Here is a 25,789-nt window from a genome sequence, read left to right on the forward strand (position 1 = left end):
GGTGACAACAGTTAAGGAGTACGACGCGTGTCCTCTCTCTTCCCGGCCCTGACGGGTGCTCCGGCCGACCGGCCCGCCCTGCGGTTCGGCGACCGTTCCCTGACGTACGGCGAACTCGGCGCCGCCTGCGGCGCCCTCGCGGCGCGGATCGGCGGGGCGGGCAGAGTGGCCGTCTGGGCGACCCCGGAGCTGGAGACCGCCGTGGCGGTGGTGGCGGCGCTGCAGGCCGGTGTCGCCGCCGTACCGCTCAACCCGAAGTCCGGGGAGAAGGAGCTCGGGCACATCATGTCCGACAGCGCGCCGTCGGCGGTGCTGGCCGCCCCCGGGGACGAACTACCGGCCCCGCTGGGCGACTTGGAGCGCATCGACGTCGACGTACGGGCCGCCGGCCCGCACCCCGACCCGCAGGTGTCCGACGAGGACCCCGCCCTCGTCGTCTACACCTCCGGCACCACCGGCCCGCCCAAGGGCGCCGTCATCCCGCGCCGGGCGATCACGACCACCCTGGACGCCCTCGCGGACGCCTGGCAGTGGACCGCCGACGACACCCTGGTCCACGGCCTGCCCCTGTTCCACGTCCACGGCCTGGTCCTCGGCATCCTCGGCCCGCTGCGCCGCGGCGGATCCGTACGGCACCTGGGCAGGTTCGGCACGCGGGGCGTCGCGCGCGAGCTGAACGACGGCGCGACCATGGTGTTCGGCGTGCCGACGATGTACCACCGCATCGCCGAGGCCCTCCCCGAGGAGCCGGAGCTGGCGAAGGCGCTGGGCAGGGCCCGCCTCCTCGTCTCGGGTTCGGCCGCGCTCCCCGTGCACGACCACGAGCGGATCACGGCCGCGACCGGGCAGCGGGTCGTCGAGCGGTACGGCATGACGGAGACGCTGATGAACACGAGCGTCCGCGCGGACGGCGAGGCCAGGGCCGGGACGGTCGGCGTGCCGCTGCCGGGCGTGGAGCTGCGGCTCGTGGAGGAGGACGGGACGCCGATCACGTCGTACGACGGCGAGACGGTGGGCGAGATCCAGGTGCGCGGCGCGAACCTGTTCACGGAGTACCTCAACCGCCCCGACGCGACGGCCGCCGCCTTCACGCCGGACGGCTGGTTCCGCACCGGCGACATGGCGGTGCGCGATCCCGACGGGTACGTCCGCATCGTCGGCCGCAAGGCCACCGACCTGATCAAGAGCGGGGGTTACAAGATCGGGGCGGGCGAGATCGAGAACGCGCTCCTCGAACACCCCGGGGTGCGGGAGGCGGCGGTCACCGGGGAGCCGGACGCGGACCTGGGCGAGCGGATCGTGGCGTGGGTGGTCCCGGAGGACCCCCAATCCCCGCCTGCGACAGAGGAGTTGGCGGACCACGTGGCCCGCCGGCTGGCCCCCCACAAGCGCCCCCGCGTCGTCCACCACCTCTCCGCCCTCCCCCGCAACGACATGGGGAAGATCATGAAGCGGGCGCTGCGCCATGACTGAGGGCCGCGCCCATGACGGCGGTCCGGGCCGCGGTCCGGACCGCCTCTCCGCCCGCGGGGCGATCGCGCTGCTCACCGATGATTTCGCCGAACTCCCGTACCCGGCACGGGACTCCGCCCCCGACGGCCCCCTCGCCTGGCACGGCTACGACGCCTCGCGGGCCCGCGCCGCCGAGCGCACCGGCGAGGAGGAGTCGGTGGTCTGCGGCACCGCCGCCGTCGACGGCACGCGCGCGGTCCTGATCGCGTTCGAGTTCGGCTTCCTGGGCGGCTCGCTGGGCGAACGCACCGGCGACCGGCTGGAGACGGCGTACGCCTACGCCCGCGCCCACCGCCTCCCGGTGGTGGCGCTGGTGGCGACGGGCGGCAGCCGTATGCAGGAGGGCATGCTCGCGCTCACCCAACTCCAGCGCGTGGCACGGCAGTCCGTCCTGACCCGCGAGGCGGGCCTGCCCCAGCTCTCGGTCCTCCGGGACCCGACGACGGGCGGCGGCTGGGCCACCCTCGGCGCGGGCGCCGACGTGACCCTCGCCCTGCCCGGCGCCCAGGTCGGCTTCGCCGGCTCCCGGGTCCGCCCACCGGACGCGGATCCGGCGGCGTACACGGCTCGGGCGCAGGTGGCGGCGGGGTCGGTGGACGCGGTCGTGCCCCCCGAGGAGCTACGGCAGACGCTGGCGCTGTGGCTCCGCCTGCTCTCCGGTCCCACGACCGGCCACAGCCCGGCCGCGGACGACCGACGGCCCGACCCCGCGCTTCCCCCGGAGCAGCCTGCGGCCCCCCTGCCCTTCGCCCTCGGCGCCCAGGAGCTGCCCCGCACCGGCTGGGACGCCGTCCAGCGAGCCCGCTCGTCCCGGCGCCCGCGTGCGGAGGCCTACCTGGCGGCGTACTTCACGCACCGTGTCGCCCTCAGCGGCGACCGCTGCGGCGGCACCGATCCCGACGGCATGCTGTGCGGCTTCGGCGAGCACGAGGGCCGTACGGTTGCCTACGCCGCGCAGACCGGAACCGCGACCCGCCCGGCCGGCTTCCGCACCGCCGCCCGCCTGATCCGCCTCGCGGACCGGCTCGGCATCCCGGTGCTGACCCTCGTGGACACCCCGGGCGCCGCCAACGACGCGGAAGCCGAGCGGCAGGGCGTCGGCGCCGCGATCGCGGATCTGTTCGGCGCGGTGGCCGCCGCCCGGGTGCCGATCACCACGCTGCTGATCGGCGAGGGCGGGTCGGGCGGCGCGCTGGCGCTCGCGGCACCCGGCAACACCTGGGCCACGCCCGACAGTTACTTCTCGGTGATCGGGCCGGAGATGGCCGCGGCGATCCTGAAGCGCGGGACGGGGGAGGTCGAATCGACGGCGGACGAACTGCGGATCCGGCCGCAGGACCTGGTGGCGCTGGGGGTGGTCCGGGGCGTCGTCGGCGCCCCCGGCGGGAGCACACGACCATGAGCCACCAGGTCCTGCCACCGCGCCCGACCCACACCCACCTACGTCGTCCGGGTGCCCAAGCCCATACTCGAAACCCCTCGCCCCATGTGACCCGACACGCCACCTGACGCCCTTTCAGCGGCAAATCCCCCCATTCAGCCGCACCCCACCCGGCCCCCTCCAAAAGGCGCCCCCTCCCGGCCCCCCGCACGATCGGTGTCAAGGAAGCCGCCACGAACCGGCCCCCTGCACACGACCCCGAACACCCGAAGCGAGGCCCGCCACCCACCCGGCGGACCCATGGTCTGGCCTACCGGGAGGACCCCCCATGACCGCCACGCTGGAGCAGCTGCGCCGCTGCCACTTCGCCGTCGACCTGGGGGCGGCCAGAACCCGCGTCTTCGTGAAGGGCGCCGGACTCGTCGTCGACCAGCCCTCCGCGGCCGCCGTCAACACCCGCACCGGCGCGCTCATCGCGGTCGGCGAGTTCGCGGAGAGGATGACCGGCCGCACCCCGCACTACATCCGCGTCGTACGGCCCGTCTCCGGCGGCACCGTCGTCGACATCGAGATGGCACAGCGGATGCTGCGGCACCTGCTCGGCGACAAGATGCGCCGCGCCCTGCGCCGCAAGCCGTTCCTGCGTGCCGCGGCCTGCACCCCGCACGACGCCGACCCGCTCGCCCAGCGCGCCGCGATAGAGACCCTCGTCGGGCTCGGTGCGCGCCGCGTCGAACTCGTCGACACCCTCATCGCGGCCGCCGTGGGATGCGGACTGCCCGTGGAGCAGCCCGAGGCCAGCATGATCATGGTGTGCGGTGCGGCGGCGACCGAGGTGGCCGTGCTCTCCATGGGCGCCATCGTCACCGCCGAACGTGTCCGCGTCGGCGGCGAGGCCGTCGACCACGCGATCGTGCAGCACCTGCGGCACGAGCACGAGCTCCTGCTGCCCAGCCAGAACGTACGACCGCTGCAGCTCGCGCTCTCCGGCAACGGACTCACGCCGCACGGGCCGACCTCCACCGAGATCCACGGCCGTGACATCTGCACCGGCCTCGCCCGCAGCGTCAAGGTCGACACCGCCGCCGTACGGGACGCCATCCAGACCCCGCTCACCGCCGTCCTCGACAGCATCGGCAAGGTGCTGCGAGGCTGCCCGCCCGACCTGGTCGCCGACCTGGCCGACCGCGGGATCATGATGGTCGGCGGCAGCGCGCTGCTGCCCGGCTTCGACCAGATGCTGCGGCAGGCCACCGGAATGCCCGTGCACATCGCCGAGCGACCCGACGTCTGCGCCGTGCAGGGCCTCGGCACCATGCTGGAGGGCAAGATCGAGCCGCTGGAGCTGGGCACGGACACGGACACGGACATAGACACGGAGAAGGACGCGGGCACGGCCGTCTGAGCGGCGGGCACGGTCCCCCTCCCCCCTCCCCCCCCAACGACCGGCGTCAGGGTGCCACGTTCGCGATGTCCTCTCGCAGACTCGCCGCCACCTGCCCCGCCCGCTCCATGTCCCTGCCGTCGGCCGCCTGCCGCGCCTCGCGCAGATCTGCCGTGACAGCGGCCGCCGCGGCCCCGGCCACGTCGTCCTTCAGCCGCTCCCAGACGAGTTCGAGACCGGTGACGTCACCCGCGACCGCCCCCTCGGCACCCGCTTGCGCGTCGATGCCCAACTGCCGTGCCCACATGCCGAACCGGTCCAGGTCCACCGCCCGTACGGGCTCGTAGCGCAGCCGCAGATCCGTCGTGTTCTGCGCCACCCGCAGCGCGGCGTCCTTGATCGCCTCCTCGTCCTTCGCTCCGACGGCCTCGTCGAGTGCGTCGAGATCGCGCGTCATCTGCCGGTCCAACAGCTTCGGTACGGCGTCGGAGTCGCGGTACGCCGTCCAGGCGCCCCGCACCGCGCTCAGGTCGGCGTCGGTGACCTCACCGTCCTGCACGGCCCGTGCCGCCCGGTCGAGTGCGGCCAACTCCGTCGGCAGCGGCCCCGGTCGGGCGTCCGTGGGCACGGCGAGGGACACCGCCTCCAGGTCGCCGCCGTCGTTACCGGTGGAGAACTCGCCGTACCCCGGGGCGAAGGTCTTCTCCTCGGTCGAGCCGTCCATGTGCAGCTCGCGCACGGTCATCGCGCCCTCGACCTTCCCGTACGGCCCGTCCACGGTCCGGCCGACCTCGCGCACCGTGACCTCCTCGAAGACGACGCCGGGGAGATTCTCCGGCCGGTACACATCGCCCTTCTCCGGGTCCGCCGGCATGATCATCGCGGGGGGTGCCTTGTCCTTGCCGGCCTGCCAGGTGCCCTCTGTGTCCGCGACGACACCGTCCTCGTAGTTGAAGACGTCCTCGCCGAGGTACCAGACGGCACCGTCGTCGGCCTGGGCGAACCAGTCCAGGGCGACCTCGTGGATCCGGCCGTCGGAGTAGGCGGCGTACTGCTGGATGATCGCCTGGACGGTCCGCCCGTCGAACTTGATGGTCTTGGTGCCGGGCAGCAGGCTCACCTCGGTACGGAAGGGCGCGTCGTCCACCTGGCCGCCCATGATGACCTGGTCGACCGCGCTGTTGGGGTGGAGGGGGTTGGTGACCTCGGTCGGGTCGGAGAATGTCGGCTCGGCCAGGTCGACCCGTTCGCTCTCGGGCGCGAGCGGCAGGCATTCCTTGCCCGTCTCGCCGGTGTCCTCGTCGATGACGTGTACGCAGTCGTTGGAGCTCGCATTCTCCGATCCCCCGGCGCTCCCGGAGCAGGCGCCGGCCATCAGCACGACGGCGCCCGCGACGGCTCCTGGCCACAGGACCCTGCGATGGGTGTTCATGGCGTCCTCCTCGATGCCCGAACTCGATGCCCGAATTCGGTGCCCGAACTCGATGCCGGTCCGATACGCCGAGGGTCCCTCCGAGCCACTGAACATCCCCTGAACGCCCCTGAACGTCCTGTCAGAAACCGCCTCACTCCCCCGCCGACGGCAACCCCACCGTGAACCTCGCCCCGCCCAACCCCTCGCTCACCCCCACCTCCACCCGCCCCCGATGCGCCCCCGCCACCTCCGCGACGATCGCGAGCCCCAGCCCCGCACCGCCCGCCCCACGCGCCCGGGACTCGTCCAGCCGTACGAAACGGTCGAGGACGCGAGCCCGTTCGGCGGCCGGGATGCCGGGACCGTCGTCCTCCACCACCAGCCGCACCCACCCGTCCCCGGCGTCCGTCAGCGTGAACGCCACCCGCGTGCGGGCGTGCCGGGCCGCGTTCTCGCCCAGGTTGCGCACCAGGCGCCGGAGCGCCTCCGCGTCGCCGGTCACCCGGGCCGCGCCCACCGCCCTGCTGTCGACGCGCAGGGCGGCGGGCGACGCCGACCGCAGCCGCCGTACCTCCGCAAGGACCAGGTCGTCGAGGTCCACGGGCCGCGGCCCACCCCGCAGCAGGGCGCTCTCGTCGGCGCGGGCGAGCAGCAGCAGGTCGTCGACGAGGCGCTGCATGCGTACGGCCTCCTCGCGCACGGTGCCGGCCAGGGAGCGGGGGTCGGTGCGCTCGGGGTGGGCGAGGGCGACCTCGGCGTGCTGGCGGACGGTGGCGACGGGTGAGCGCAGTTCGTGGGAGGCGTCGGAGACGAAGCGGCGCTGGGCGGCCTCGGCGCGGGCCACGCGGCGCAGGGCGCGGCCGACGGCGATCCAGGTGGCGGCGGCCGCGAGGGCCAGCAACACGGGCAGGCCGATCAGCAGCAGCCAGGTGACCGTGTCCGTGGCCTCGGTGACTCCGGAGGCGTCCCGCCCGTCGAGGACGACCAGTTCGCGGCCGTCGTCGCGGGCGCCGACCGCGACCACCAGGAAGGGGTCGTCGTCGAGCAGGGTGTCGACGGAGGCGCTCTCCCCGGGGGCCAGCCGGGCCAGCGCGGGCTTGCCCTCGACGTTCTCGCTGGCCGCGACGACCGTGCCGTCCGCGGCGACGACCTGGAGGAACTCCTCGTCGGGCGCGGTCACCGTCGGCGCGGGCACCCCGCGGCCCGCCTCGATGACCCGGGCCACGTCCGAGGCCCGCGCCCGGGCGGCGTCCCGTACGTCGTCGCTGAGTTCGGTGCGCAGTCCGACGACGAGCCCGATCCCGGCGGCGACCAGGGCGAAGGCGATGACCAGCACGGCGACGACCGTGGCCCGGACCCTCACGGCCCGCAGCCGGCGCTCGTACCGCTCGCGCGTCATCGGGCACCCGTCACCCGTCGTCGGGCACGAGCCGGTACCCGTGCCCCCGCGAGGTCACCAGCGACTGCCGCCCGAAGGGCCGGTCGACCTTGTTGCGCAGCCGCCGTACGTACACCTCGACGATGTTCGGATCGCCCTCGAAGTCGTCGCCCCAGACATGGTCGAGGATGGTCCGCTTGGAGACGGCCTCACCGGCCCGCCGCAGCAGGAATTCCAGCACCGCGAACTCCCGCGCGGTCACCTCGATGTCCCGCCCGGCCCGGCTGACCGTCCGGGCCGCCGGATCGAGCCGCAGATCACCGGCGGCGAGCACGACGGGCCGCTCGCGTGCCTCGCGCCGCACCAGCGCGCGCAGGCGGGCCAGGAGCACGGCGTAGGAGACGGGCTTGGTCAGGTAGTCGTCGGCGCCGGTGTCCAGGCCCTCGATCTCGTCCCACTCGCCCTCCTTGGCGGTGAGCATGAGGATCGGCGTCCAGTCGCGCTCGGCGCGCAGGGCCCGGCAGACGCGGTAGCCGTTGAGCTTCGGCAGCATGACGTCGAGGACGATCGCGTCGTAGCTGTGCTCGCGGGCCAGCCACAGTCCGTCCACCCCGTCGAGCGCGACGTCGACGGCGAAGCCCTCGGCCTCGAGACCGTCCCTGAGCCCCGCCGCGTACCGCTCCTCGTCCTCGACGACCAGTACCCGCATGCCTTCACGCTACGTCGGTGAAGGCGGACGGGCGGCCCGGAGTCAGTACGGCAGGATCCGCCCCGAGGGCGTGCGCCGGTCGATCTCGCCCCTGGTGTCGCGGGGAGCGGCCGGCCGCCGGGTGACACGAACGCGAACATGGGTCTGGCGGTTCATGGCGCCCTCCTCGTACCTCGGTCCGTTGCGACCAGCCTTCTCTACGCAACCTTTCGGCACATCGTGCCCACGGAGGCACTTGTCATGCCTCCGTGGGAGGAGCGGATGCGTGAGGGGCTGCTTCCCGGGGAGGAGGGCGCCCCCGAATCAGGTCGGGGTGCCCCGTCGTGCGCCGTCGGGCGACCCCCGCCGACGGGCGCGCGCGGGTCCGGACGCGGTCTTCGCCCCGCGCGGGATCTGCTGTTCGAACGCGGCCAGCGCGATCGGGCTCTCGGGCGGCACGACGGCCATCATGCGGCGCCGCTGCGCCTCCGCGAGGGCGTCCCCGGCCGGGGTGCCGTGCCGGGCGTGGACGATGCGGACATGTCCGTCGCCGGAACCGCGACGGCCGACCGGGGCGACTCCGGCGTTGGTGCCGTCGGGAAGGGTCACCCACAGCTGGAAGTCGTCGTACCGGAAGTAGTCCGCGGACTTGATCGGCCAGGGGTAGTGATGCTCGCCGGCCGCCTTGGGCAGGACGCCCGAGTGGTCGGGGTTGCTGAGCGGCACACACGAGTTGAAGAGGCAGTCGGTCCAGGCCTCCACGCCGTCGGCGTCCGTGATCGGGGTGTCGAGGAGGTCGCGAGCCCGCTTGTAGCCGAGGTCGTCCAGGGCCGGCAGCGTGAGCGGGAAGGCATCGATCAGCTCGGCGGCCTCCCGGCGGAGCCGGTCCACCTTCACGGGGTCGGCGCAGAACTGCGCGCTCCACTCGATGCCGACCCGGGCCCGGTACATCCGCCAGCCGCCCTGCGCCTTCACCCAGAGGCTGCCGCCGTGGTGCATCTCCCAGGGGCCCGGCCCGTACGGCAGCTCGGCCTCGTCGGCCTGCTCGGCCTCCAGCTCCGCGAGGATCTTCTTCGCCGTCTTCTTCGCGGCGCGGAAGTGCGAGGACTCCGAGCGATCCGGGTGCTTGACGACCCGTATCTCCCAGGGGTGGCTCTCCTTGCGGTTCTTGCCGAGTTCGAACTCCCTACGACCTGCCGGCCGCGTCAGGACGTCAGTCATGTCCGGCCTCCTTCCGGCTCTCCTTCTGCTCTTCTTCTGCTCTTCTTCCATCGTGCGGCGAGGCCCGGGGGCCGTCGACCCGCGCTGGACCCGGGCCGGGAACAGGCGCACGCTCATGAGTAGGGCTCCCGACCCGTACGGAAGTGATCTCGATGGAAGACAAGAACTGGACCGTCCGGATCCACATCACCGAGGACGGCGACGACACCCGCGCCGAGGCCGTGCTGACCACTCAGGACCCGGCGGAGGGCACCTCGACCGTCACCGGCCGGGGCGTGGCCCACCGCAACCCGATCGACCGCCCCATCCCGGAGATCGGCGACGAACTCGCCGCCAGCCGCGCCCTGGAGGACCTGGCGATCAGGCTGCACGACATCGCGTCCGACGACATCGTGGAGCTGGCCGGTCCTGTCGACAGGGGCGGCAGCCAGGCGTGGGAGAGGCCCTAGGTGTATTGACCCGCAGCATTGTTGACGCGGCTGATCGGTGGGTGGCCGCCGAGTGCGGTGTGGCAGCGATGGTGGTTGTAGGCGTGGAGGAAGTCTGCCAGGGCGTCGGTGCGTTCGGCGTTGCTGGTGTAGGGCCGCAGGTAGGCCCATTCGTCGAGCAGGGTGCGGTTGAAGCGTTCGACCTTGCCGTTGGTCTGCGGCCGGTAGGCGCGGGTCAGCTTGCCGGTGGCGCCGATCTGGGCGAGGGCCTGTTTCCAGGCCTGGCCCTTGCGGTAGGCCCAGGCGTTGTCGGTCAGTACCCGCTCGATGCGGGTGATGCCGTGCGTGTGGAAGAACGCGGCCGCGCGGGTGAGGAAGCCTGCGCAGGTGGCGACCTTCTCGTCGGGATGGATCTCGCTGTAGGCGAGGCGGGTGTGGTCGTCGACGGCGGAATGGATGTAGTCGAAGCCCATCCCGCCGCGGGTGGCCCGGCCGGCTCGGCGGCCGAGCGTCTTGTGACCGCCGCCGTCCGGGATCCGGCCGAGCTTCTTGACGTCGACGTGGACCAGCTCGCCGGGCCGGGCGCGTTCGTAGCGGCGGATGACCTGCCCGGTGGGCCGGTCCATGTGGGCCAGCCGGTTCAGGCCGTGCCGGGCCAGGATGCGGTGCACGGTCGAGGCGGGCAGGCCCAGGATCGGGCCGAGGCGGGCGGGACCGAGCTTGCGGTCCTGGCGCAGCCGGCATACCCGGGCTTCCACTGCGCCCGCGGTGCGGTGCGGTGTCCTCGCCGGCTTGCTGGAGCGGTCGTGCAGCCCCTGCTCGCCCTCGGATCGCCAGCGTCGGATCCACTTGTGGGCCGTGGGACGGGAGATGCCCATCTCCGCTGCGACATGCGCGACCGGGCGACCGGAGCGGACACGTTCGACGAGCAGCCGCCTGCCGTGAACGGTCAGACGGGCATTACGGTGGGACACGAAGACCTCCGTGCGGTGCAGTCCTAGACAGCTCCACCACACCGGAGGTCTTCGCCATGATCAAGCCCCGTCGGCGTTAACAACGCTCGTGATCAATACACCTAGGACGCCCGTCCGACGCACCGGCCCAGGACCAACCGGCCCTAGGGTCTGTCGTTTGGATCAGGTCGGCTAAGAGAGACTGCGCCTCCTGGCTGACCCGAGCGGGGCGTGGTGCGTGCAGCTGCAAGGCGGAGGAGGGCGGCGACGCGGAGCGTCGGCAACCGACGACAACGCGGCTGGGGGTCCCCCCTCTGGGGGAGCGCGTGCCACGCCCCGCGACGCCGGCATGATCCAAACGACAGGCCCTAGACCTCCACCCAGCTGTACCGCCGCTCCGGCCGCCCCGCCTGCCCGTACCGCAGGGACACCTCGGCCTGCCCGGTGACGCTGAAGTGCTCCAGGTACCGGCGGGCGCTGACCCGGGACACCCCGAGGCGGGCCGCGCACTCGGCGGCGGAGAGGCTGCCGTCGGTCGCGCGCAGCTCGCGCTCGATCAGCTCGGCTGTCTCCACGCTCATGCCCTTGGGGAGGGTGGGCGCCGGGGTGGCCGGTGCCGCGCCGCGGGCCAGGGCCCGGTCCACGTCGGACTGGCCGCTGACGACGGCGGCGTAGAGGTTGCTGCGGCGGGCCGCGTACTGCTCCAGGCGCGCCCTGAGGTCGCCGGCGTCGAAGGGCTTGAGCAGGTAGTCGACGACGCCCTGGCGTACGGCGCCGCGGACCGCGTCCGCCTCGCGCGCCGCGCTGATGACCATGACGTCGCAGTCGTGGCCGGCGCTGCGGAGCCGGGGGATGATCTCCAGGCCGAACATGTCGGGCAGGTAGAGGTCGAGCAGCACCAGGTCGGGCTGCAGCTCGGCGACGGCGGTGAGCGCCTGCTCGCCGCAGTTCGCCGTGCCGATCACCCGGAACCCGTGGACGTCATTGACGAACCCGCGGTGGATCCGCGCCACCATGAAGTCGTCCTCCACGACCAGGACATCGATCATCGCACTCCCTCCGTCGCTCGGTCGGCCGGACGGCCGACGGACATCCGGGCGGTGAACATGGCACCGGCCCGCGTGTTGGCCACCGACACCTCACCGCCCCGGCGTTTGCACACCAGCCGGGTCAGCGCCAGGCCGATCCCCCGGTCGCCGCCCTGCGCGGCCTTGGTGGTGAACCCGTGCGAGAACACCTCCTGCGCCAGCTCGGGCGCCACCCCCGGCCCCGAGTCCCGTACGACGATCTCCACGCTGGAGGCGTCCTGACGCAGCTCGACCTCCACCCACGCGTCGGGGTCACCGCCGCCCGCCCGGGAACCGCTCGCCGCCGCGTCGACCGCATTGTCCACGAGGTTGCCGAGGACGGTCGCGACATCCGCGGAGTCCGTCGGCTCCAGCCGCTCCAGCGCCGTGCGCTCGGAGATCTTCAGCCGCACCTTGCGTTCCGCGGCGAGCGCCGACTTGGCCATGAGCAGCGCGGCGACGGCCCGGTCCCGGACCCGGCTGGTCAGGTGCAGGTCGAGCGACTCGCGGTGTTTGCGCAGGGCGCGGACGTACCGTACGACCTCGTCGTGCTCGCCGATCTGGATGAGCCCGGAGATGGTGTGCAGCTGGTTGGAGAACTCGTGGGCCTGGGCGCGCAGCAGCTCGGTGGTACTGCGGAAGGAGCCCAACTCCCGTTCCAGCTGGGCGAGTTCGGTGCGGTCACGCAGGGTCGTCACGGAGCCGAGGCGGCGGCCGTCCTTCGTGACGTCCATCCGGTTCATCACCAGGACGCGGCCGCGGCGTACGACCACCTCGTCGCGCCGCGCGAGATCGCCGGGCGCCCCCTCGGGCGCGGTGCCGGCCAGGACGTCGTACAGCCGGCCCTCGATCCCCAGGTCGGCGAGGCTCATCCCGACGCAGTTCTCGGGCAGGTCCAGCAGCCCCCGGCCGACCGCGTTCACCAGCGTCAGCCGCTGGTGCGGGTCGAGGGCCACCACGCCCTCGGCGATCCCGAACAGCATCGCCTCCCGGTGCTCCGCGAGCCCGGCGATCTCACGCGGCTCCATCCCGAAGGTCTGCCGCTTGATGCGCCGGGCCAGCAGCCAGGATCCGGCCACTCCGAGGACGCTGGCGACGCCGAGGTAGATGAGCAGATAGGACGAGGCGCCCACCAGCCGCTGCCACACCGAGGGCGAGGTCCGGCCGATCATGACCGTGCCGAGATGGTCGCCGGCGTTCTTGTCCTCGGCGCCGAGCACCGGTGCCTGCGCCACCAGCTCGGTGACACCGTTCACCGGCAGCTCCCCGGACCAGCCGCGGCCCTCGGCGGGGTCCGTGCCGGAGCCCGGCAGGCGTGTGCCGAGGAGGGTGGGGTTGGTGGAGGCGACGATCCTGCCGCGGGCGTCGGCGACCGTGGCGGAGGTGACGCCGGACCTGGTCAGCGTGGACTGGAGCAGGGGCGCGAGCATCTCGGCGGGGACGGGCCGGACGAGCTGGGTGCGCAGGAGGGGGTTGCCCGCCATCTCCTCGGCGAGCGCGGTGACCCGGCGTCCTTCGACCCGGTCGAACGTCGACTTCGACTGCGCCAGCGAGACCGCGGCGACCGCCGCCAGCACGATCACGACAATGGCGAGCTGCCATCTCAGCAGCTCACCGGCGAGCGTGTGGCGGCGCTGCTTCCGCGATGGTGACCGTGACGTTATGACCACTATGAACTCAACCTTCAATGGTCACACAACCGAGACGGGGTGTCCCAGGAACCGCACAATCATGGCGCCGGATCGGCCCAAGCGAAAGAGATGAGCCATGAGAACTCGACGAGCCGCACTTGTCGGAGCTCTTGCTGCCGTGTCCATGCTCGCGGTCAGCGCCTGTGGCGCCACCGCCGACAAGGAGGAGTCCGGGGGTGGGAGCGGGTCCGGGAAGCCCGTTTCCGGCCTTCGTCTGATGGTCCCGAACACCCCGGGCAGCGGCTACGACCTCACCGCCCGCACCGTCACCCAGGTCATGCAGGACACCAAGGTCGCCTCCGGCGTCCAGGTCTTCAACCTGCCCGGCGCCAGCGGCACCGTGGGCCTGCAGCGCCTGGTGAACGAGAAGGGCAACGGCAAGATGGCCATGCAGATGGGCCTGGGCGTCGTCGGAGCCTCGTACACCTCCAAGTCGAAGGCGACGCTGACCGACACCACGCCGATCGCCAAGCTGATCGAGGAGGCCGGCGCGATCGTCGTGCCGAAGGACTCCCCGTACAAGACGATGGACGACCTCGTCACGGCCTGGAAGAAGAACCCCAAGAAGTTCGCCGTGGGCGGCGGCTCGTCGCCGGGCGGCCCCGACCATCTGCTGCCGATGCAGCTGGCGAAGGCCGTCGGGATCAAGCCGAAGGACGTCAACTACGTCTCGTACGACGGCGGCGGCGAGCTGCTCCCCGCCATCCTCGGGAACAAGATCGCGTTCGGTGCGAGCGGCTTCGGCGAGTTCCTCGACCAGGTCGAGGCGGGTCAGGTGCGAGTGCTCGCGGTCAGCAGCGAGAAGCCGATCGACGCGCTGAAGGACGTCCCCACCCTCAAGGACTCCGACATCGACCTGGTCTTCACCAACTGGCGCGGCATCGTGGCCCCTCCGGGCATCACCGACGAGCAGAAGCAGACCTGGATCGACTCGCTGACCAAGATGCACGACTCGGACGAGTGGAAGGCGCAGCTGGAGAAGAACGGCTGGGTCGACGCCTTCGCCACCGGTGACGAGTTCGGCACCTACCTCACCGAGCAGGACAAGGCCGTCGCCGACCTGCTGGCCGAGCTCGGGCTGGCATGAGCTCGCAGGTAGAGGAACAGATCGTGGAGGACTCCCGTCCGCCCCGGGAGGGCGGGGACCGCGCGCAGTACGGCGTGTGCGCGTTCCTCGCCCTGCTGGGCACCGCCGTGATCGTGGACGCCCTGGGCATCCCGCACATCACCAGCGGCACCGACCCCGTCGGCCCGCGCGCCGTCCCGCTGATCCTGGGCGGCCTGCTCCTGCTGCTCGCGGTGCTGTACGCGCTCGACGTGGCCCGGGGCGGCCGCGGTGAGCCGGAGGCCGGCGAGGACGTCGACCTGTCGGCGGGCAGCGACTGGCGCACCGTGGTGCTGCTGATCGCGGTGTTCCTGGCGAACGCGCTGCTCATCGAGCGGCTCGGCTGGGTGATCAGCGGCGGCCTGCTCTTCTGGGGCACGGCGTTCGCGCTCGGCAACCGGCACTACATCCGCAACCTGCTGATCTCCGCGACGCTCTCCCTCACGACGTTCTACGCGTTCGCGATCGGACTCGGCGTGAACCTCCCCGCCGGCGTCCTGCAAGGAATCCTGTGAGGCCCTGATGGACAACCTGAACAACCTCATGCAGGGCTTCGCGGATGTCATGGACCCGCTCAACCTGCTGCTCGCCCTGGTCGGCGTGGTCATCGGCACCGCGGTGGGCGTCCTGCCGGGCATCGGCCCGGCGATGACGGTGGCCCTGCTGCTGCCCGTCACCTACGGCATGGAGCCGGTGCAGGCGTTCATCATGTTCGCCGGCATCTTCTACGGCGGGATGTACGGCGGCTCGACGACGTCGATCCTCCTCAACACCCCCGGCGAGTCCTCGTCCGTCGTCACCGCCATCGAGGGCAACAAGATGGCGAAGGCGGGCCGCGCGGCCCAGGCCCTGGCCACGGCGGCGATCGGCTCCTTCGTGGCGGGCACGATCGGCACGCTGCTGCTGGTCCTGGTCACCCCGTTCGTGGTGGACTTCGCGGTCAGCCTGGGCGCCCCCGACTACTTCGCGCTGATGCTGCTGGCCTTCATCGCGGTGACGTCGGTGCTGGGCTCGTCCCGCATCCGCGGCTTCATATCCCTTCTGCTGGGCCTGACGATCGGCCTGGTCGGCATCGACTCGGTGTCCGGCCAGCAGCGCCTGACCCTGGGCGTCCCGCAGCTGGCCGACGGCATCGACGTCGTCGTGGTCGCGGTCGGCATCTTCGCGGTCGGCGAGGCGCTGTGGGTGGCCGCGCATCTGCGCCGCAAGCCGGCCGAGGTGATCCCGGTCGGGCGCCCGTGGATGGGCAAGAAGGACTGGAAGCGGTCCTGGAAGCCCTGGCTGCGGGGGACGGCGTACGGCTTCCCGTTCGGCGCCCTGCCGGCCGGTGGCGCGGAGATCCCGACCTTCCTGTCGTACGCCACCGAGAAGCGGCTCACCAAGCACCCCGAGGAGTTCGGCAAGGGCGCGATCGAGGGCGTGGCCGGACCGGAGGCCGCGAACAACGCGTCGGCGGCGGGCACGCTGGTCCCGATGCTGGCGATCGGCCTGCCGACCAACGCCACGGCGGCCGTGATGCTGGCGGCCTTCCAGTCGTACGGCATCCAGCCCGGGCCACTGCTCTTCGAGCGCGAGGCGAGCCTGGTCTGGGTCCTGATCGCCAGCCTCTTCATAGGCAACCTGCTCCTGCTGCTCCTGAACCTCCCGCTGGCCCCGGCCTGGGCGAAGCTGCTCCAGATCCCCCGCCCCTACCTCTACGCGGGCATCCTCTTCTTCGCCTCGATGGGCGCCTACGCCGTCAACGCCCAGCCCCTGGACCTGTTCATCCTGCTCACCCTGGGCCTCCTCGGCTTCGCCATGCGCCGCTTCGGGCTGCCGGTCCTGCCGCTGATCGTCGGCGTGATCCTCGGCCCGCGCGCGGAACTCCAGGGCCGACGCTCCCTCCAGCTGTCCGGCGGCGAGCTGTCGGGGCTGCTGGGCGGGCCGGTGTCGTACACGGTCTACGCGGTGATCGCGCTGGTGCTGGTGTGGCCGCTGATAGGCCGGTTCGTCGTCCGTCCGCTGCGCGCGCGAAGCGCCGCCTGACAACTCCCGGAGACCGAGATGACCATTCTGGTCGGCTACGTGCCCTCCCCCGAGGGCGAGGCGGCGCTGCGCGCGGCGATCGACGAGGCCCGTCGGCGCGAGGAGAAGCTGCTGGTGGTGAACACCTCCCGGGGCGACGCGATCGTGGACCCGCGTTTCGCCCAGGAACCCGACCTGTCCCATGTGCGCGAGGACCTCGCGGCCCTCGGCGTCGCCTTCGACATCCGCCAGGTGCTCGGCGCCCGTGACGCCGCCGAGGAGATCATCGACCTCGCGGAGGAGACGGACGCCTCGCTGGTCGTGATCGGGCTGCGGCGGCGCAGCGCGGTCGGCAAGCTGATCATGGGGTCGGCGGCCCAGCAGATCCTGCTGGGCGTGGGCTGCCCGGTCCTCGCGGTGAAGGCGGAGGGCTGACGGTGGTGCTGCGAACCTTCGGCTGGTCGCTCGCCGTGACGGCGCTCGGCCTCGCCTTCGCCGCGTGGCAGTGGGGCTGGGAGGCCTTCGGGATCGTACTGATCCTGTCGGTCCTGGAGATCTCGCTGTCCTTCGACAACGCGGTCGTCAACGCCGGGATCCTGAAGAAGATGAACGCCTTCTGGCAGCGGATCTTCCTCACCCTCGGCATCCTGATCGCCGTCTTCGGCATGCGGCTGGTCTTCCCGGTGGTGATCGTCGCCATCAGTGCCGAGGTCGGCCCCGTCGAGGCGGTCCGGCTCGCCCTCGACGAACCGGAGCGCTACGAGGCCCTGGTCACCGACGCCCACCCGGCGATCGCGGCCTTCGGCGGCATGTTCCTGCTGATGATCTTCCTGGACTTCATCCTGGAGGACCGCGACATCAAGTGGCTGGCCTGGCTGGAACGCCCGCTCGCCAAGCTCGGCAAGATCGACATGCTGGCGGTGTGCCTCGCGCTGATCGCCCTGCTGGCCACGGCGATGACCTTCGCCACGCACGCCCACGTCAGCACCGGCCACGCGGACAAGACCGCCACCGTCCTGCTCTCCGGCGTCGCCGGTCTGATCACGTATCTCGTGGTCGGCGGCCTCTCCGGCTACTTCGAGGACCGGCTCGAAGAGGAGGAGGAACACGCGCACGAGGAGGAGGAGAAGGCCCGGGCCGAGGGCAGGCCCGTCTCGGCGGTCGCCCTGGCCGGCAAGGCGGCGTTCTTCCTCTTCCTGTACCTGGAGGTCCTGGACGCGTCCTTCTCGTTCGACGGGGTGATCGGTGCCTTCGCGATCACCAACCACATCTTCTGGATGGCGCTGGGGCTGGGCATCGGCGCCATGTACGTCCGGTCGATCACGGTCTACCTGGTCCGTCAGGGGACCCTCGACGACTACGTCTATCTGGAGCACGGCGCCCACTACGCCATCGGTGCCCTCGCGGCGATCCTGCTGATCACCATCCAGCACCAGATCAGCGAGATCGTCACCGGCCTGATCGGCGTCGTCCTGATCGCCGCGTCCTTCGTCGCCTCCGTCCGCCGCAACAAGGCACTGGCGGCCTCCGAGGCGGCTGAGGTGGCACCGGACGAGAAGGCGGAGGTGCCGTCCGGGGCGTGACCGGGGAGATCCGGAACACAGCGTGGGAACGCGCCCGCCCGTCCGTGCGGGGCGTTCTCGCGCTGTGTTCGGCCGTTTGGGGCGGCTGTGACCCGGGCACCGGGACACGTGATCTGAAACATACGTGGTCTGCGACATAGGCGTTTTCATCCGATTATGGCTAGCTGGATGTGCTTTGCCTCGCGCCCAGCGTCGCGTCGTCGGACGCGCCGTCCCTGTCGATCATCCGCCCGGGAGACCCATGCGCCTGCGCGTCCCCTCCGCCCCGCGAACCGCCTCAGCTTCCCGTTTCCCCTCCCTTCCGCCCCTTGCCCTGGCCGGCGGCGCCCTGACCGTCGGCCTCGGCGGCCTCTACGTCACCGGGCTGCTGCTCGCCGGTGGGGACATAGACGGCGGTACGACCGTGCGCGGCGTCGACATCGGAGGGCTGAGCCGAGCGGAGGCCGTCCGGAAGCTGGAGGACCGGCTGGGCCCGGCCGGGTCGCGGGAACTGACCGTGACGGTCGGTGACCGCAAGGGCACGGTCGATCCGCGGCAGGTCGGCATCACCTTCGACTACGAGAAGACGGTGGACACCGCGGCCCGCACACACGCCGCCGACCCGTTCACCGTGATCGGCGGCCTCTTCCGCTCCGGCGGTGCCGTCGAGCCGGCCGTACGCGTCGACGAGGCCAAGGCCCACTCGGCCCTGAAGACGCTGGCGAAATCGCTCGACCAGAAGGTCCGCGACGGCGCCGTCACCTTCGCCGACGGCCAGGTCCGCCAGGTCGCCCCGCACAACGGCTACGCCCTCGACACGGACGCCGCCGTCGACCCCCTGCGCACCGCCTTCCTGAGCGGCAAGGCCGACTCCGTCACGGCCCTGCCCGCACGCGAGACCAAGCCGAAGGTCACGGCGGCGGAGGTGCGACGAGCGGTGCGCGAGTTCGCGCAGCCGGCCATGTCGGCGCCGGTCATGCTCACCGCGGCCGGTGAGCGGTTCACGCTCGGCCCGGCGGTCCTCGGCGAGTACCTGACGATGCGGCCGGACAAGGCCGGCAAGCTCACCGCTCACCTGGACGCCAAGGGCCTGCGCGCCGCCCCCGCGGTCACCGAGCCCCTGTCCGGCCTGCCCGCCAGGCCGCACAACGCCACGCTGAGCCTCGACGGCGGCGAGGTCGTGGCGGCCGACGACGCCAGGGCCGGCGTCCTGGTCACCGACAAGGCGCTGGGCAAGGCCGTGCTGCCGCTGCTCACCAAGTCGGGGTCCGCGCGCACCGGCGAGATCGCCGCGCGGGTGACGCAGCCGCAGGTGACCGCCGAGAACGCCGAGCGGCTGGGCCTGACGGAGGAGATGTCCTCGTTCACCGTCAACTTCGAGCCGGCGCCGTACCGCACGAAGAACATCGGCCGGGCGGTGGAGCTGATCAACGGGTCCGTCGTCATGCCGGACCAGACCTGGAGCTTCAACAGCACGGTCGGCGAGCGCACCGAGGCCAACGGCTTCACCGAGGGCATCATGATCCTCAACGACGAGTTCACGAAGGCGCCCGGCGGCGGTGTCTCGGCCGTGGCGACGACCATGTTCAACGCGATGTTCTTCGCCGGGGTCAAGCCCGTGGAGCACGGCGCCCACTCCTTCTACATCGAGCGCTACCCGGAGGGCCGCGAGGCCACGGTCGCCTGGGGCAGCCTGGACCTGAAGTTCCTGAACGACTCCGGCAAGGCCATCTCCATCCAGGCCGAGTCCACCGACACCTCGGTGACCATCACCTTCCTCGGCACCAAGAAGTACGACGAGATCGAGTCGGTCACCGGTCCGCGCACGAACGTCAAGCAGCCGGAGAAGAAGGTCAGCACCGACGAGAAGTGCGTGCCGCAGACTCCGCTGGAGGGCTTCGACGTCACCGTGCAGCGGGTGTTCGTCGAAGGCGGCGACGAGGTGAAGCGGGAGCCGTTCCGCACGCATTACACCCCGAGGGACGAAATCGTCTGCGAGTGAGCGGAAACCGGGTCTTTCCCCTGACGCATCAATCCATTTCCCGGAAACAACGGTCGAGGGCGCGAGCCCGAACTCACCAGGCTGATCCGGCAGCCGTTATTGCGCACCGCGCATGAGCGAAACAAGCGATACGGATCGCGTATAAGCCTTCCGGATCCGGCATTTGTTCTGCCGCCGGATGCCGTTCTACGTTGCTCACGAATCCCCCAGCGGGGGGCTCGAACGTGAACGGGGGCTTTTTTCGCATGAGTTCGATGAATCGTCGCCGTCTGCTGCTCACGGGGTCCGGCGCGGCCATCGGCGTCGGACTGGCGTCGGGTTCCGCCACGGCCGCCCCGACACCGGGGGCCACGGCGGGCGCTGTGACCGTGACACCGGGAGACGCGCGGTACGCCGATCTGACATCGGGCCTCAACCAGCGGTGGGTCGCGGCCCCGGAACGGATCGTGCTGCCCACGACGACGCGTGAGGTCGTCGCCATGGTGCAGGACGCGGTGGACCGGAAGAAGCGCATCAGTATCCGGGGCGGCGGACACTGTTTCGAGGACTTCGTCTTCAACTCGGAAGTCGAGGTCGTCATCGACATGTCCCGGATGAACGCCGTTTCCTTCGACGAGGAACGGCAGGCATTCGCCGTGGAGGGCGGGGCCACTCTGCTCCGGGTCTATGAATCCCTTTACGAGGGCTGGGGCGTCACGATTCCCGGCGGTGCCTGCTATTCCGTCGGTGTCGGAGGCCATGTCAGCGGCGGCGGCTACGGAATGCTCTCCCGCGCCCACGGCCTGACCGTCGATCATCTCGACGCCGTGGAGGTCGTGGTCGTCGACGCGTCCGGCAAGGCCCGCAGCGTCGTGGCCGGCCGCCACCCCGCCGACCCGAACCGCGACCTGTTCTGGGCGCACACCGGCGCCGGCGGCGGCAACTTCGGGGTCATCACCAAGTACTGGTTCCGCACACCGGGCAGCACCGGCACCGATCCGGGGGCACTGCTGCCCAGGCCGCCCGCCGAGGTGTACGTGACGATGGCGTCCTGGCCCTGGGAGGACGTCAGCAAGGCGGGCTTCGTCGGCCTGCTGGAGTTCTACGGCTCCTGGCTGGAGCGGCACAGGGACGTCTCGTCGCCGTACAAGGACATGTGCGTCTGGCTGATGCCGAACCACCAGTCGGCCGGCGACATCGCCCTGATCGCCCAGCTGGACGCCACGGTCCCGGACGCCCCACGTCTGCTGACCGACTTCCTCACCGGGCTCAACCAGGCCCTCGGTGTCACCGACACACCGGGGGTGCCGGAGCGGACCGGCGGGACGCACCGGTCGACGTACGCCACCACGCAGCGGCTGCCCTGGCTGCGCGCCACGCGCTACGTGGGCACCGTCAGCCCCACGCAGACCGATCCCAACATGCGGGGCAAGCACAAGTCGGCGTACCACCGCCGGGGTTTCACCCGGCAGCAGATCGAGGCGGTCTACGAGCACCTGACGCGCTCGCCGCAGAACGCCCGGATCGCCGGGCTGGTCATGCCGTCCACGGGCGGGCGGATCGCCGAGGTCGGTCCGGCCGCGACGGCCGTGGCCCAGCGTGACTCGATCATGAAGGTCACCTACGAGGCGTACTGGTACGACGAGAGCGACGACGCGGCCAACATCGCCTGGGTGCGCGGTGTCTACGCCGACGTGTACGCCGGCACCGGCGGAGTGCCCGTGCCGGACGAGCGCACCGACGGCTGTTATGTGAACTATCCCGACTCCGACCTCGGTGACCCCCGCTACAACCGGTCGTCCGTGCCCTGGCACGACCTCTACTTCAAGGGGAACTACCGGCGCCTGCGGGACGTGAAGCGGCGCTGGGACCCGAACGACGTCTTCCGGCACCGCCAGTCCGTGCGGGCCTGACCCGGCCGCAAGGCCCCGAGGCCGCGAACGCCCGGCACGCGCGCGTGCGGCCCCCTATCGACCTGCAGACACTCCCCAGGAACGAGGATGCGCCATGTCTCCTTCCCTTCCCCTGCCCACCGCTGCCGCGACTCCCGTCCTCGGCACGCCCCACGATCTGCCCAAGCCGCCCGGACTGACCTGGCGGGTGCAGTCCCGTGAGCCCGTCGGCTACGACGTGAACATCGTCCGGGGGCTGCTGGCCCCGGCCAACCCGGTGCTCGCCCGCGCCTGCGGCGCCGACGGTCAGCAGCCGACCCGCTGCCTGGTGGTCGTCGACGACAAGGTGCACACGCTCTACGCGGAGCGCATCCGCGCCTACCTGGACGCCTGGCGCGTGGAGTCCTTCTGGAAGGTGCTCCCCGGCGACGAGGCGGCCAAGGAACTGGACAGCGCCGTCGAGGTGACCGAGGCGATGACGGCGATGGGTCTGCTGCGCCGCACCGAGAAGGTCGTCGCCGTCGGCGGCGGAGTCGTCCTCGACGTGGCCGGATTCGCCGCCAGCCTCTACCGGCGCGGGGTCCCCTACGTCCGGGTCCCCACCACCCTGCTGGGCCAGATCGACGCGGGCATCGGCGTCAAGACGGGCGTCAACCACGGCACCCACAAGAACCGCCTGGGCACCTACTACGCGCCCGAAACCGCCCTGATCGACCCGGAGTTCCTCGCCACCGTGGACCCGCGGCACATCGTCAACGGCACCGCCGAGATCATCAAGATGGCCCTGGTCAAGGACGCCGCGCTGTTCGAGCTCCTGGAGACCACGTTCGCCGGCGCCGGCCCGCAGAGCCTCGCCGCGGGCGGGCCCGCCGCCACGGAGGTGATCTCCCGGGCCATCGCCGGGATGCTCGACGAACTGGAGCCCAACCTGTGGGAACAGGTGCTGGAGCGGTCGGTCGACTACGGCCACACCTTCAGCCCCTCCCTCGAACTGCGCGCCGATCCCCCGCTGCTGCACGGTGAGGCGGTCGCCGTCGACATGGCGATCTGCGTGGCCCTGGCCCACCACCGCGGCCTGCTGTCCGCCGACGACACCGACCGCGCGCTGCGCCTGATGCACACCGCCGGGCTCCCGATCACCCACCCCGTGTTCACCACCGACCTGCTGGAGGAGGCCCTGCGTGACGCCGTCAAGCACCGGGACGGCTTCCAGCGGGTACCCCTGACCGACGGCATCGGCCGGGTGCGGTTCGTCAACGACCTCACCCGCGAAGAGCTCGGCCGCGCACGGGAGTTCGTACGGCAGCGGGCCGCCGCGCAGGGCGTGCCGGAGGACGCCGGGGTGCTGGCGGCGGCGTCGTGACGACGGAGACCACCGGTCGCGGCACGGGTGTCGGCACGGGTCTCGGCACCGGTCCCGAATCCGGCCTCGACACCGGCCTCGAAGGCGGCGGGGACATCTCGGTCGTCGACGTCGGCGGTACGCGGTTGCGCCGCGGAGTCTGGTCCGCCGAGCGCGGGGTGAGGGATCTGGTCGACGGGCCTTCGCCGAGCGTGCGGACCCATCCCGGGCTGTCCGTAAGGGAGTTGCGGAACCGGATGGTCGACGCGCTGTGCGCCGCCGTCGCGCCGGGCGCGGGCCGTGCCGGGGTGTCGTTCGGTGCGGCGCTGGACCACCGTACGGGGACGGTGTACGCCTCGGCGCCACTGTGGGGCGCGCACACCGAGCCCTTCGATCTGCTCGGCGCGCTGCGCGCGGCCCGGCCGGAGGTCGACTGGCACCTCGTCAACGACGTGACGGCGGCGCTGCTGCACGCGGCCGCCGCACCGCGTCGGCGCACCCTGCGCAAGTTGCTCCTGGTCACCGTCAGCACGGGCATCGCCTGCCGCACCCTGGATCTGCGCACCGGTACCGTGCCGGTGGACGACTGCGGGCTGCAGGGCGAGATCGGCCACCTCCCGGCCGCCATACCGGCCACGCCGGTGCCGACCGCCACACCGGGCGCGCCGGCACCGGCCGCCGTACCCTCCCCGCTCCTGCCCGCCAAGCTGCGCCCCGTCTGCGACTGCGGCGAGCCCGGTCACGTCGCCGCGTACGCCTCGGGCCCCGGCATCCGGCGTCTCGCCGGGCTGATGCGGGCGCGGGACGGCGAGCGGTGGGCGGCGTCGGCGCTGGGGCGGGCCGGGGAGGAGGCCGGGTTCGAGGGTGCGCTGCGGGAGGCGCTGGACGCGGGTGACGCGACCGCCGAGGCGTTGCTCGCGGCGGCGACCGAGCCCCTCGCGGACGTGCTGCGCACCGCGCTGTGCCTGGACCCGGAGCTCGACGAGATCGTGCTCACGGGCGGGGTGGCGTACGGCCTCGGCGACCACCTCCGCCGCGCCCTCCTGACCCACCTGACCCGCACCGGCCTGTACCTCACCGCCGACCGCTCCCCCGACTGGGCCGCCCGCCGTGTCACCGCGGCCCGACCGGGCGAGGCGGACCCGCTGATCGGTGCGGGGATCGCCGCCGGGGGTGGTCTGCCGGGGTGGGGGCGGGAGGGCGGAGGCGCCGGTGCCGGATCCGTGGCCGGTGGCCACATGGGTGGTTCCCACACGGGCGATTCCCACATGGGTGGTCCCCACATGGGTGGTCGCCACACGGGTGGTCGCCACATGGCCGATCCCCACACGGGCGGCCCTCACACGGATGGTCCCCACACGGCCGATCCCCACACGGGCGGCCCCCACACCGGCGGTCCTCACACGGCCGACCCCCACACGAGCCGCCCCCACACCGGCGGTCCCCACATGACCGACCCTCACACGGCCGGTCGCCCCACGGACGACGACTGCCCGGCCGTCCCCGCGCACGCAACCCCGGGCCCGACCGGCCCACTCCCCGCAGGAGCCCCCCGATGACCGCCTCCCAGCACCGCGCGATCGTCCGTACGGGCACCCGCGTCCGAGTGGAGTCGCGGCCCACCCCCCGGCCGGTGGCCGGGGAGGTTCTGCTCGCGCCGCAGACCGCCGGGTTGTGCGGTACGGATCTGCAGATGCTGCGCGGGCTGCGGGGCGACCCGGCGCCGGTGATCGGGCACGAGGGAACGGCGCTGGTCGTGGCGGCCGGGCCCGGTGTGGATCCGGCCCTCGCGCCCGGCACCCGGGTCGTGGTCAACCCCACCCATCCCGACGACCCGTCCTTCCTGCTCGGTCATCATCTCGACGGCCTGCTCCAGGAACGCACGCTCATCCCGGCGAGCGCGGTGCGCGCGGGGCTGGTGATGCCGCTGCCCGAGCCCCTCGCGCCGGACGGCCTGGCCGCCCTGCTGGAGCCCCTCGCGACCGTGCGCTACGCGTTCTCGGTCCTGGAGCGGGCGGGCATCCGTACGCTGCTCGTCTTCGGCGACGGCACGGTCGGTCATCTGGCCGTCCGGGCGGCCGGGCGCCTGCTCGGGCCCGGCGTGCGCACGGTGCACGTCCACCACACGGACGCCGGCCGGGCCTGGAGCGAGGGGCGCACGCACCGGGCGGACGTCCTGCTCAGCCCGTCCGACGGCACGGACGCCCTGGCCTCCGTGGTCGGCGACGACCCGGTCGGCGTCGTTCCGGCGACGCCCCGCGACGCGACGCTGCGGTGCCTGGAGACGGCACTGCGGGCCGTGCCCGGGGAGCTCACCGTCGACCTGCTCGGCGGGCTTCCCTCCGACGCCAGGAGTCCGCTGCTTCCCGGAGTGGAACTCGCCGCCGTCCGCGCGGCCAACTGCGGCGGCCGTCCCAGCCCGGCGCGCGTCGATCACGCCGTCACCGACGCGGGAGCGCGGGTGCGGCTGTTCGGTCACCGCGGGGTGGCGGACCACCATCTGCGGGACGCGGCGGCCGAGTTGGCGGCAGCCCCGGAGCGGTACCGCGACCTGGTCACCCATGTCGCCGACCTCGACGAGGCCGCCCGGATCATGCACCACCTGGCCCTCCACCGCGACCGCACCTGGCAGGGCCACCGTCTGATCAAGCTCGCCGTACACATCACCCCACCCGCACCCCCACCCACGCCGACGCCGACGCCGACGCCGACGCCGACGCCCACCTGACCACCGCCCCCGCCCGACGGACCACCCGACCACCCCGACCCGCAGCCACCTGCCAGCC

At 72.2% G+C, this 25,789-nt stretch carries 21 protein-coding genes; 14 read left to right on the forward strand and 7 right to left on the reverse strand.

All coding sequences use genetic code 11. The annotated features are described in order from the left end of the window. Positions 1 to 27: 27 nt before the first annotated feature. The 3 genes from EJ357_RS14480 to EJ357_RS14490 all read left to right on the forward strand — a co-directional run bounded on the left by EJ357_RS14480 (position 28) and on the right by EJ357_RS14490 (position 4,298). A complete protein-coding gene (locus EJ357_RS14480) occupies positions 28 to 1,473 on the forward strand; it encodes an acyl-CoA synthetase (RefSeq protein WP_126392008.1) in 1,446 nt (481 codons plus the stop codon). Continuing rightward, positions 1,466 to 2,914, forward strand: coding sequence for a carboxyl transferase domain-containing protein (locus EJ357_RS14485; protein ID WP_126392009.1), 1,449 nt, complete (start codon positions 1,466 to 1,468; stop codon positions 2,912 to 2,914). Before EJ357_RS14480 ends, EJ357_RS14485 begins: the two co-directional genes overlap by 8 nt. Before the next feature lie 307 nt (positions 2,915 to 3,221). After that, positions 3,222 to 4,298: a rod shape-determining protein gene (locus tag EJ357_RS14490; RefSeq protein WP_126392010.1), complete on the forward strand. Its 1,077-nt coding sequence runs from the start codon at positions 3,222 to 3,224 to the stop codon at positions 4,296 to 4,298. A 46-nt stretch (positions 4,299 to 4,344) separates the two neighbouring features. Here the strand turns inward: EJ357_RS14490 and EJ357_RS14495 are convergent, their stop codons facing one another. From EJ357_RS14495 to EJ357_RS14510, 4 genes are all read right to left on the reverse strand, one after another. Further along, positions 4,345 to 5,709 (reverse strand): hypothetical protein, encoded by a 1,365-nt coding sequence (locus tag EJ357_RS14495; RefSeq protein WP_126392011.1) that lies wholly within the window; start codon positions 5,707 to 5,709, stop codon positions 4,345 to 4,347. Between the two features lie 133 nt (positions 5,710 to 5,842). Beyond that, positions 5,843 to 7,090 (reverse strand): sensor histidine kinase, encoded by a 1,248-nt coding sequence (locus EJ357_RS14500; protein WP_126392012.1) that lies wholly within the window; start codon positions 7,088 to 7,090, stop codon positions 5,843 to 5,845. 10 nt (positions 7,091 to 7,100) lie between these two features. Further along, entirely contained in the window at positions 7,101 to 7,778 is a 678-nt protein-coding gene (locus EJ357_RS14505) for a response regulator transcription factor (RefSeq protein ID WP_126392013.1), read from the reverse strand. A gap of 303 nt (positions 7,779 to 8,081) precedes the next feature. Continuing rightward, positions 8,082 to 8,978, reverse strand: a complete 897-nt coding sequence (locus EJ357_RS14510; protein ID WP_126392014.1) for a DUF6424 family protein — start codon at positions 8,976 to 8,978, stop codon at positions 8,082 to 8,084. Positions 8,979 to 9,130: 152 nt separating this feature from the next. Between EJ357_RS14510 and EJ357_RS14515 the strand changes: the two genes are divergently transcribed. After that, entirely contained in the window at positions 9,131 to 9,427 is a 297-nt protein-coding gene (locus EJ357_RS14515) for a DUF1876 domain-containing protein (RefSeq protein WP_126392015.1), read from the forward strand. Here the strand turns inward: EJ357_RS14515 and EJ357_RS14520 are convergent. The 3 genes from EJ357_RS14520 to EJ357_RS14535 all read right to left on the reverse strand — a co-directional run bounded on the left by EJ357_RS14520 (position 9,424) and on the right by EJ357_RS14535 (position 13,096). Continuing rightward, positions 9,424 to 10,380 carry an IS481 family transposase gene (locus EJ357_RS14520; protein ID WP_126392016.1) on the reverse strand — a complete coding sequence of 319 codons (957 nt, stop codon included), beginning with the start codon at positions 10,378 to 10,380 and terminating at the stop codon, positions 9,424 to 9,426. The two genes, EJ357_RS14515 and EJ357_RS14520, sit on opposite strands and share 4 nt — an antisense overlap. Before the next feature lie 347 nt (positions 10,381 to 10,727). Further along, positions 10,728 to 11,408 (reverse strand): response regulator, encoded by a 681-nt coding sequence (locus EJ357_RS14530; protein WP_126392017.1) that lies wholly within the window; start codon positions 11,406 to 11,408, stop codon positions 10,728 to 10,730. Next, positions 11,405 to 13,096, reverse strand: coding sequence for a sensor histidine kinase (locus EJ357_RS14535; protein WP_175647394.1), 1,692 nt, complete (start codon positions 13,094 to 13,096; stop codon positions 11,405 to 11,407). The genes EJ357_RS14530 and EJ357_RS14535 overlap by 4 nt, the downstream gene beginning before the upstream one ends. A gap of 97 nt (positions 13,097 to 13,193) precedes the next feature. Between EJ357_RS14535 and EJ357_RS14540 the strand changes: the two genes are divergently transcribed. The 10 genes from EJ357_RS14540 to EJ357_RS14585 all read left to right on the forward strand — a co-directional run bounded on the left by EJ357_RS14540 (position 13,194) and on the right by EJ357_RS14585 (position 25,731). After that, positions 13,194 to 14,204 carry a Bug family tripartite tricarboxylate transporter substrate binding protein gene (locus tag EJ357_RS14540; protein WP_126392018.1) on the forward strand — a complete coding sequence of 337 codons (1,011 nt, stop codon included), beginning with the start codon at positions 13,194 to 13,196 and terminating at the stop codon, positions 14,202 to 14,204. Further along, the gene (locus EJ357_RS14545; protein WP_126392019.1) at positions 14,201 to 14,737 is read left to right on the forward strand and encodes a tripartite tricarboxylate transporter TctB family protein; all 537 of its coding nucleotides are present in this window, start codon (positions 14,201 to 14,203) and stop codon (positions 14,735 to 14,737) included. Before EJ357_RS14540 ends, EJ357_RS14545 begins: the two co-directional genes overlap by 4 nt. A gap of 7 nt (positions 14,738 to 14,744) precedes the next feature. Beyond that, the gene (locus tag EJ357_RS14550; protein ID WP_126392020.1) at positions 14,745 to 16,247 is read left to right on the forward strand and encodes a tripartite tricarboxylate transporter permease; all 1,503 of its coding nucleotides are present in this window, start codon (positions 14,745 to 14,747) and stop codon (positions 16,245 to 16,247) included. A gap of 18 nt (positions 16,248 to 16,265) precedes the next feature. Beyond that, entirely contained in the window at positions 16,266 to 16,661 is a 396-nt protein-coding gene (locus EJ357_RS14555; protein WP_126392021.1) for a universal stress protein, read from the forward strand. 2 nt (positions 16,662 to 16,663) lie between these two features. After that, positions 16,664 to 17,809: a DUF475 domain-containing protein gene (locus tag EJ357_RS14560; RefSeq protein ID WP_126392022.1), complete on the forward strand. Its 1,146-nt coding sequence runs from the start codon at positions 16,664 to 16,666 to the stop codon at positions 17,807 to 17,809. 241 nt (positions 17,810 to 18,050) lie between these two features. Then, entirely contained in the window at positions 18,051 to 19,790 is a 1,740-nt protein-coding gene (locus EJ357_RS14565; protein WP_126392023.1) for a VanW family protein, read from the forward strand. 245 nt (positions 19,791 to 20,035) lie between these two features. Beyond that, on the forward strand, positions 20,036 to 21,682 hold the full coding sequence (locus EJ357_RS14570; protein ID WP_126392024.1) for an FAD-binding oxidoreductase: 1,647 nt from the start codon (positions 20,036 to 20,038) through the stop codon (positions 21,680 to 21,682). Between the two features lie 94 nt (positions 21,683 to 21,776). Continuing rightward, a complete protein-coding gene (locus tag EJ357_RS14575; protein ID WP_126392025.1) occupies positions 21,777 to 23,024 on the forward strand; it encodes a sedoheptulose 7-phosphate cyclase in 1,248 nt (415 codons plus the stop codon). After that, positions 23,021 to 24,562: an ROK family protein gene (locus EJ357_RS14580; protein WP_126392026.1), complete on the forward strand. Its 1,542-nt coding sequence runs from the start codon at positions 23,021 to 23,023 to the stop codon at positions 24,560 to 24,562. Before EJ357_RS14575 ends, EJ357_RS14580 begins: the two co-directional genes overlap by 4 nt. Further along, positions 24,559 to 25,731, forward strand: coding sequence for an alcohol dehydrogenase catalytic domain-containing protein (locus EJ357_RS14585; protein ID WP_126392027.1), 1,173 nt, complete (start codon positions 24,559 to 24,561; stop codon positions 25,729 to 25,731). The genes EJ357_RS14580 and EJ357_RS14585 overlap by 4 nt, the downstream gene beginning before the upstream one ends. The last annotated feature ends 58 nt before the right edge of the window (positions 25,732 to 25,789 follow it).

The organism is Streptomyces cyaneochromogenes (assembly GCF_003963535.1).
GTDB classification, from domain to species: domain Bacteria; phylum Actinomycetota; class Actinomycetes; order Streptomycetales; family Streptomycetaceae; genus Streptomyces; species Streptomyces shaanxiensis.

Excerpts from the sequence above, each read along its gene's own strand:
- EJ357_RS14485 (WP_126392009.1), top strand. The coding sequence starts at position 1,466 with ATGACTGAGGGCCGCGCCCATGACGGCGGTCCGGGCCGCGGTCCGGAC.
- EJ357_RS14490 (WP_126392010.1), top strand. The coding sequence starts at position 3,222 with ATGACCGCCACGCTGGAGCAGCTGCGCCGCTGCCACTTCGCCGTCGAC.
- EJ357_RS14495 (WP_126392011.1), bottom strand. The coding sequence starts at position 5,709 with ATGAACACCCATCGCAGGGTCCTGTGGCCAGGAGCCGTCGCGGGCGCC.
- EJ357_RS14500 (WP_126392012.1), bottom strand. The coding sequence starts at position 7,090 with ATGACGCGCGAGCGGTACGAGCGCCGGCTGCGGGCCGTGAGGGTCCGG.
- EJ357_RS14505 (WP_126392013.1), bottom strand. The coding sequence starts at position 7,778 with ATGCGGGTACTGGTCGTCGAGGACGAGGAGCGGTACGCGGCGGGGCTC.
- EJ357_RS14510 (WP_126392014.1), bottom strand. The coding sequence starts at position 8,978 with ATGACTGACGTCCTGACGCGGCCGGCAGGTCGTAGGGAGTTCGAACTC.
- EJ357_RS14515 (WP_126392015.1), top strand. The coding sequence starts at position 9,131 with ATGGAAGACAAGAACTGGACCGTCCGGATCCACATCACCGAGGACGGC.
- EJ357_RS14530 (WP_126392017.1), bottom strand. The coding sequence starts at position 11,408 with ATGATCGATGTCCTGGTCGTGGAGGACGACTTCATGGTGGCGCGGATC.
- EJ357_RS14540 (WP_126392018.1), top strand. The coding sequence starts at position 13,194 with ATGAGAACTCGACGAGCCGCACTTGTCGGAGCTCTTGCTGCCGTGTCC.
- EJ357_RS14545 (WP_126392019.1), top strand. The coding sequence starts at position 14,201 with ATGAGCTCGCAGGTAGAGGAACAGATCGTGGAGGACTCCCGTCCGCCC.
- EJ357_RS14550 (WP_126392020.1), top strand. The coding sequence starts at position 14,745 with ATGGACAACCTGAACAACCTCATGCAGGGCTTCGCGGATGTCATGGAC.
- EJ357_RS14555 (WP_126392021.1), top strand. The coding sequence starts at position 16,266 with ATGACCATTCTGGTCGGCTACGTGCCCTCCCCCGAGGGCGAGGCGGCG.
- EJ357_RS14565 (WP_126392023.1), top strand. The coding sequence starts at position 18,051 with ATGCGCCTGCGCGTCCCCTCCGCCCCGCGAACCGCCTCAGCTTCCCGT.
- EJ357_RS14570 (WP_126392024.1), top strand. The coding sequence starts at position 20,036 with ATGAGTTCGATGAATCGTCGCCGTCTGCTGCTCACGGGGTCCGGCGCG.
- EJ357_RS14575 (WP_126392025.1), top strand. The coding sequence starts at position 21,777 with ATGTCTCCTTCCCTTCCCCTGCCCACCGCTGCCGCGACTCCCGTCCTC.
- EJ357_RS14585 (WP_126392027.1), top strand. The coding sequence starts at position 24,559 with ATGACCGCCTCCCAGCACCGCGCGATCGTCCGTACGGGCACCCGCGTC.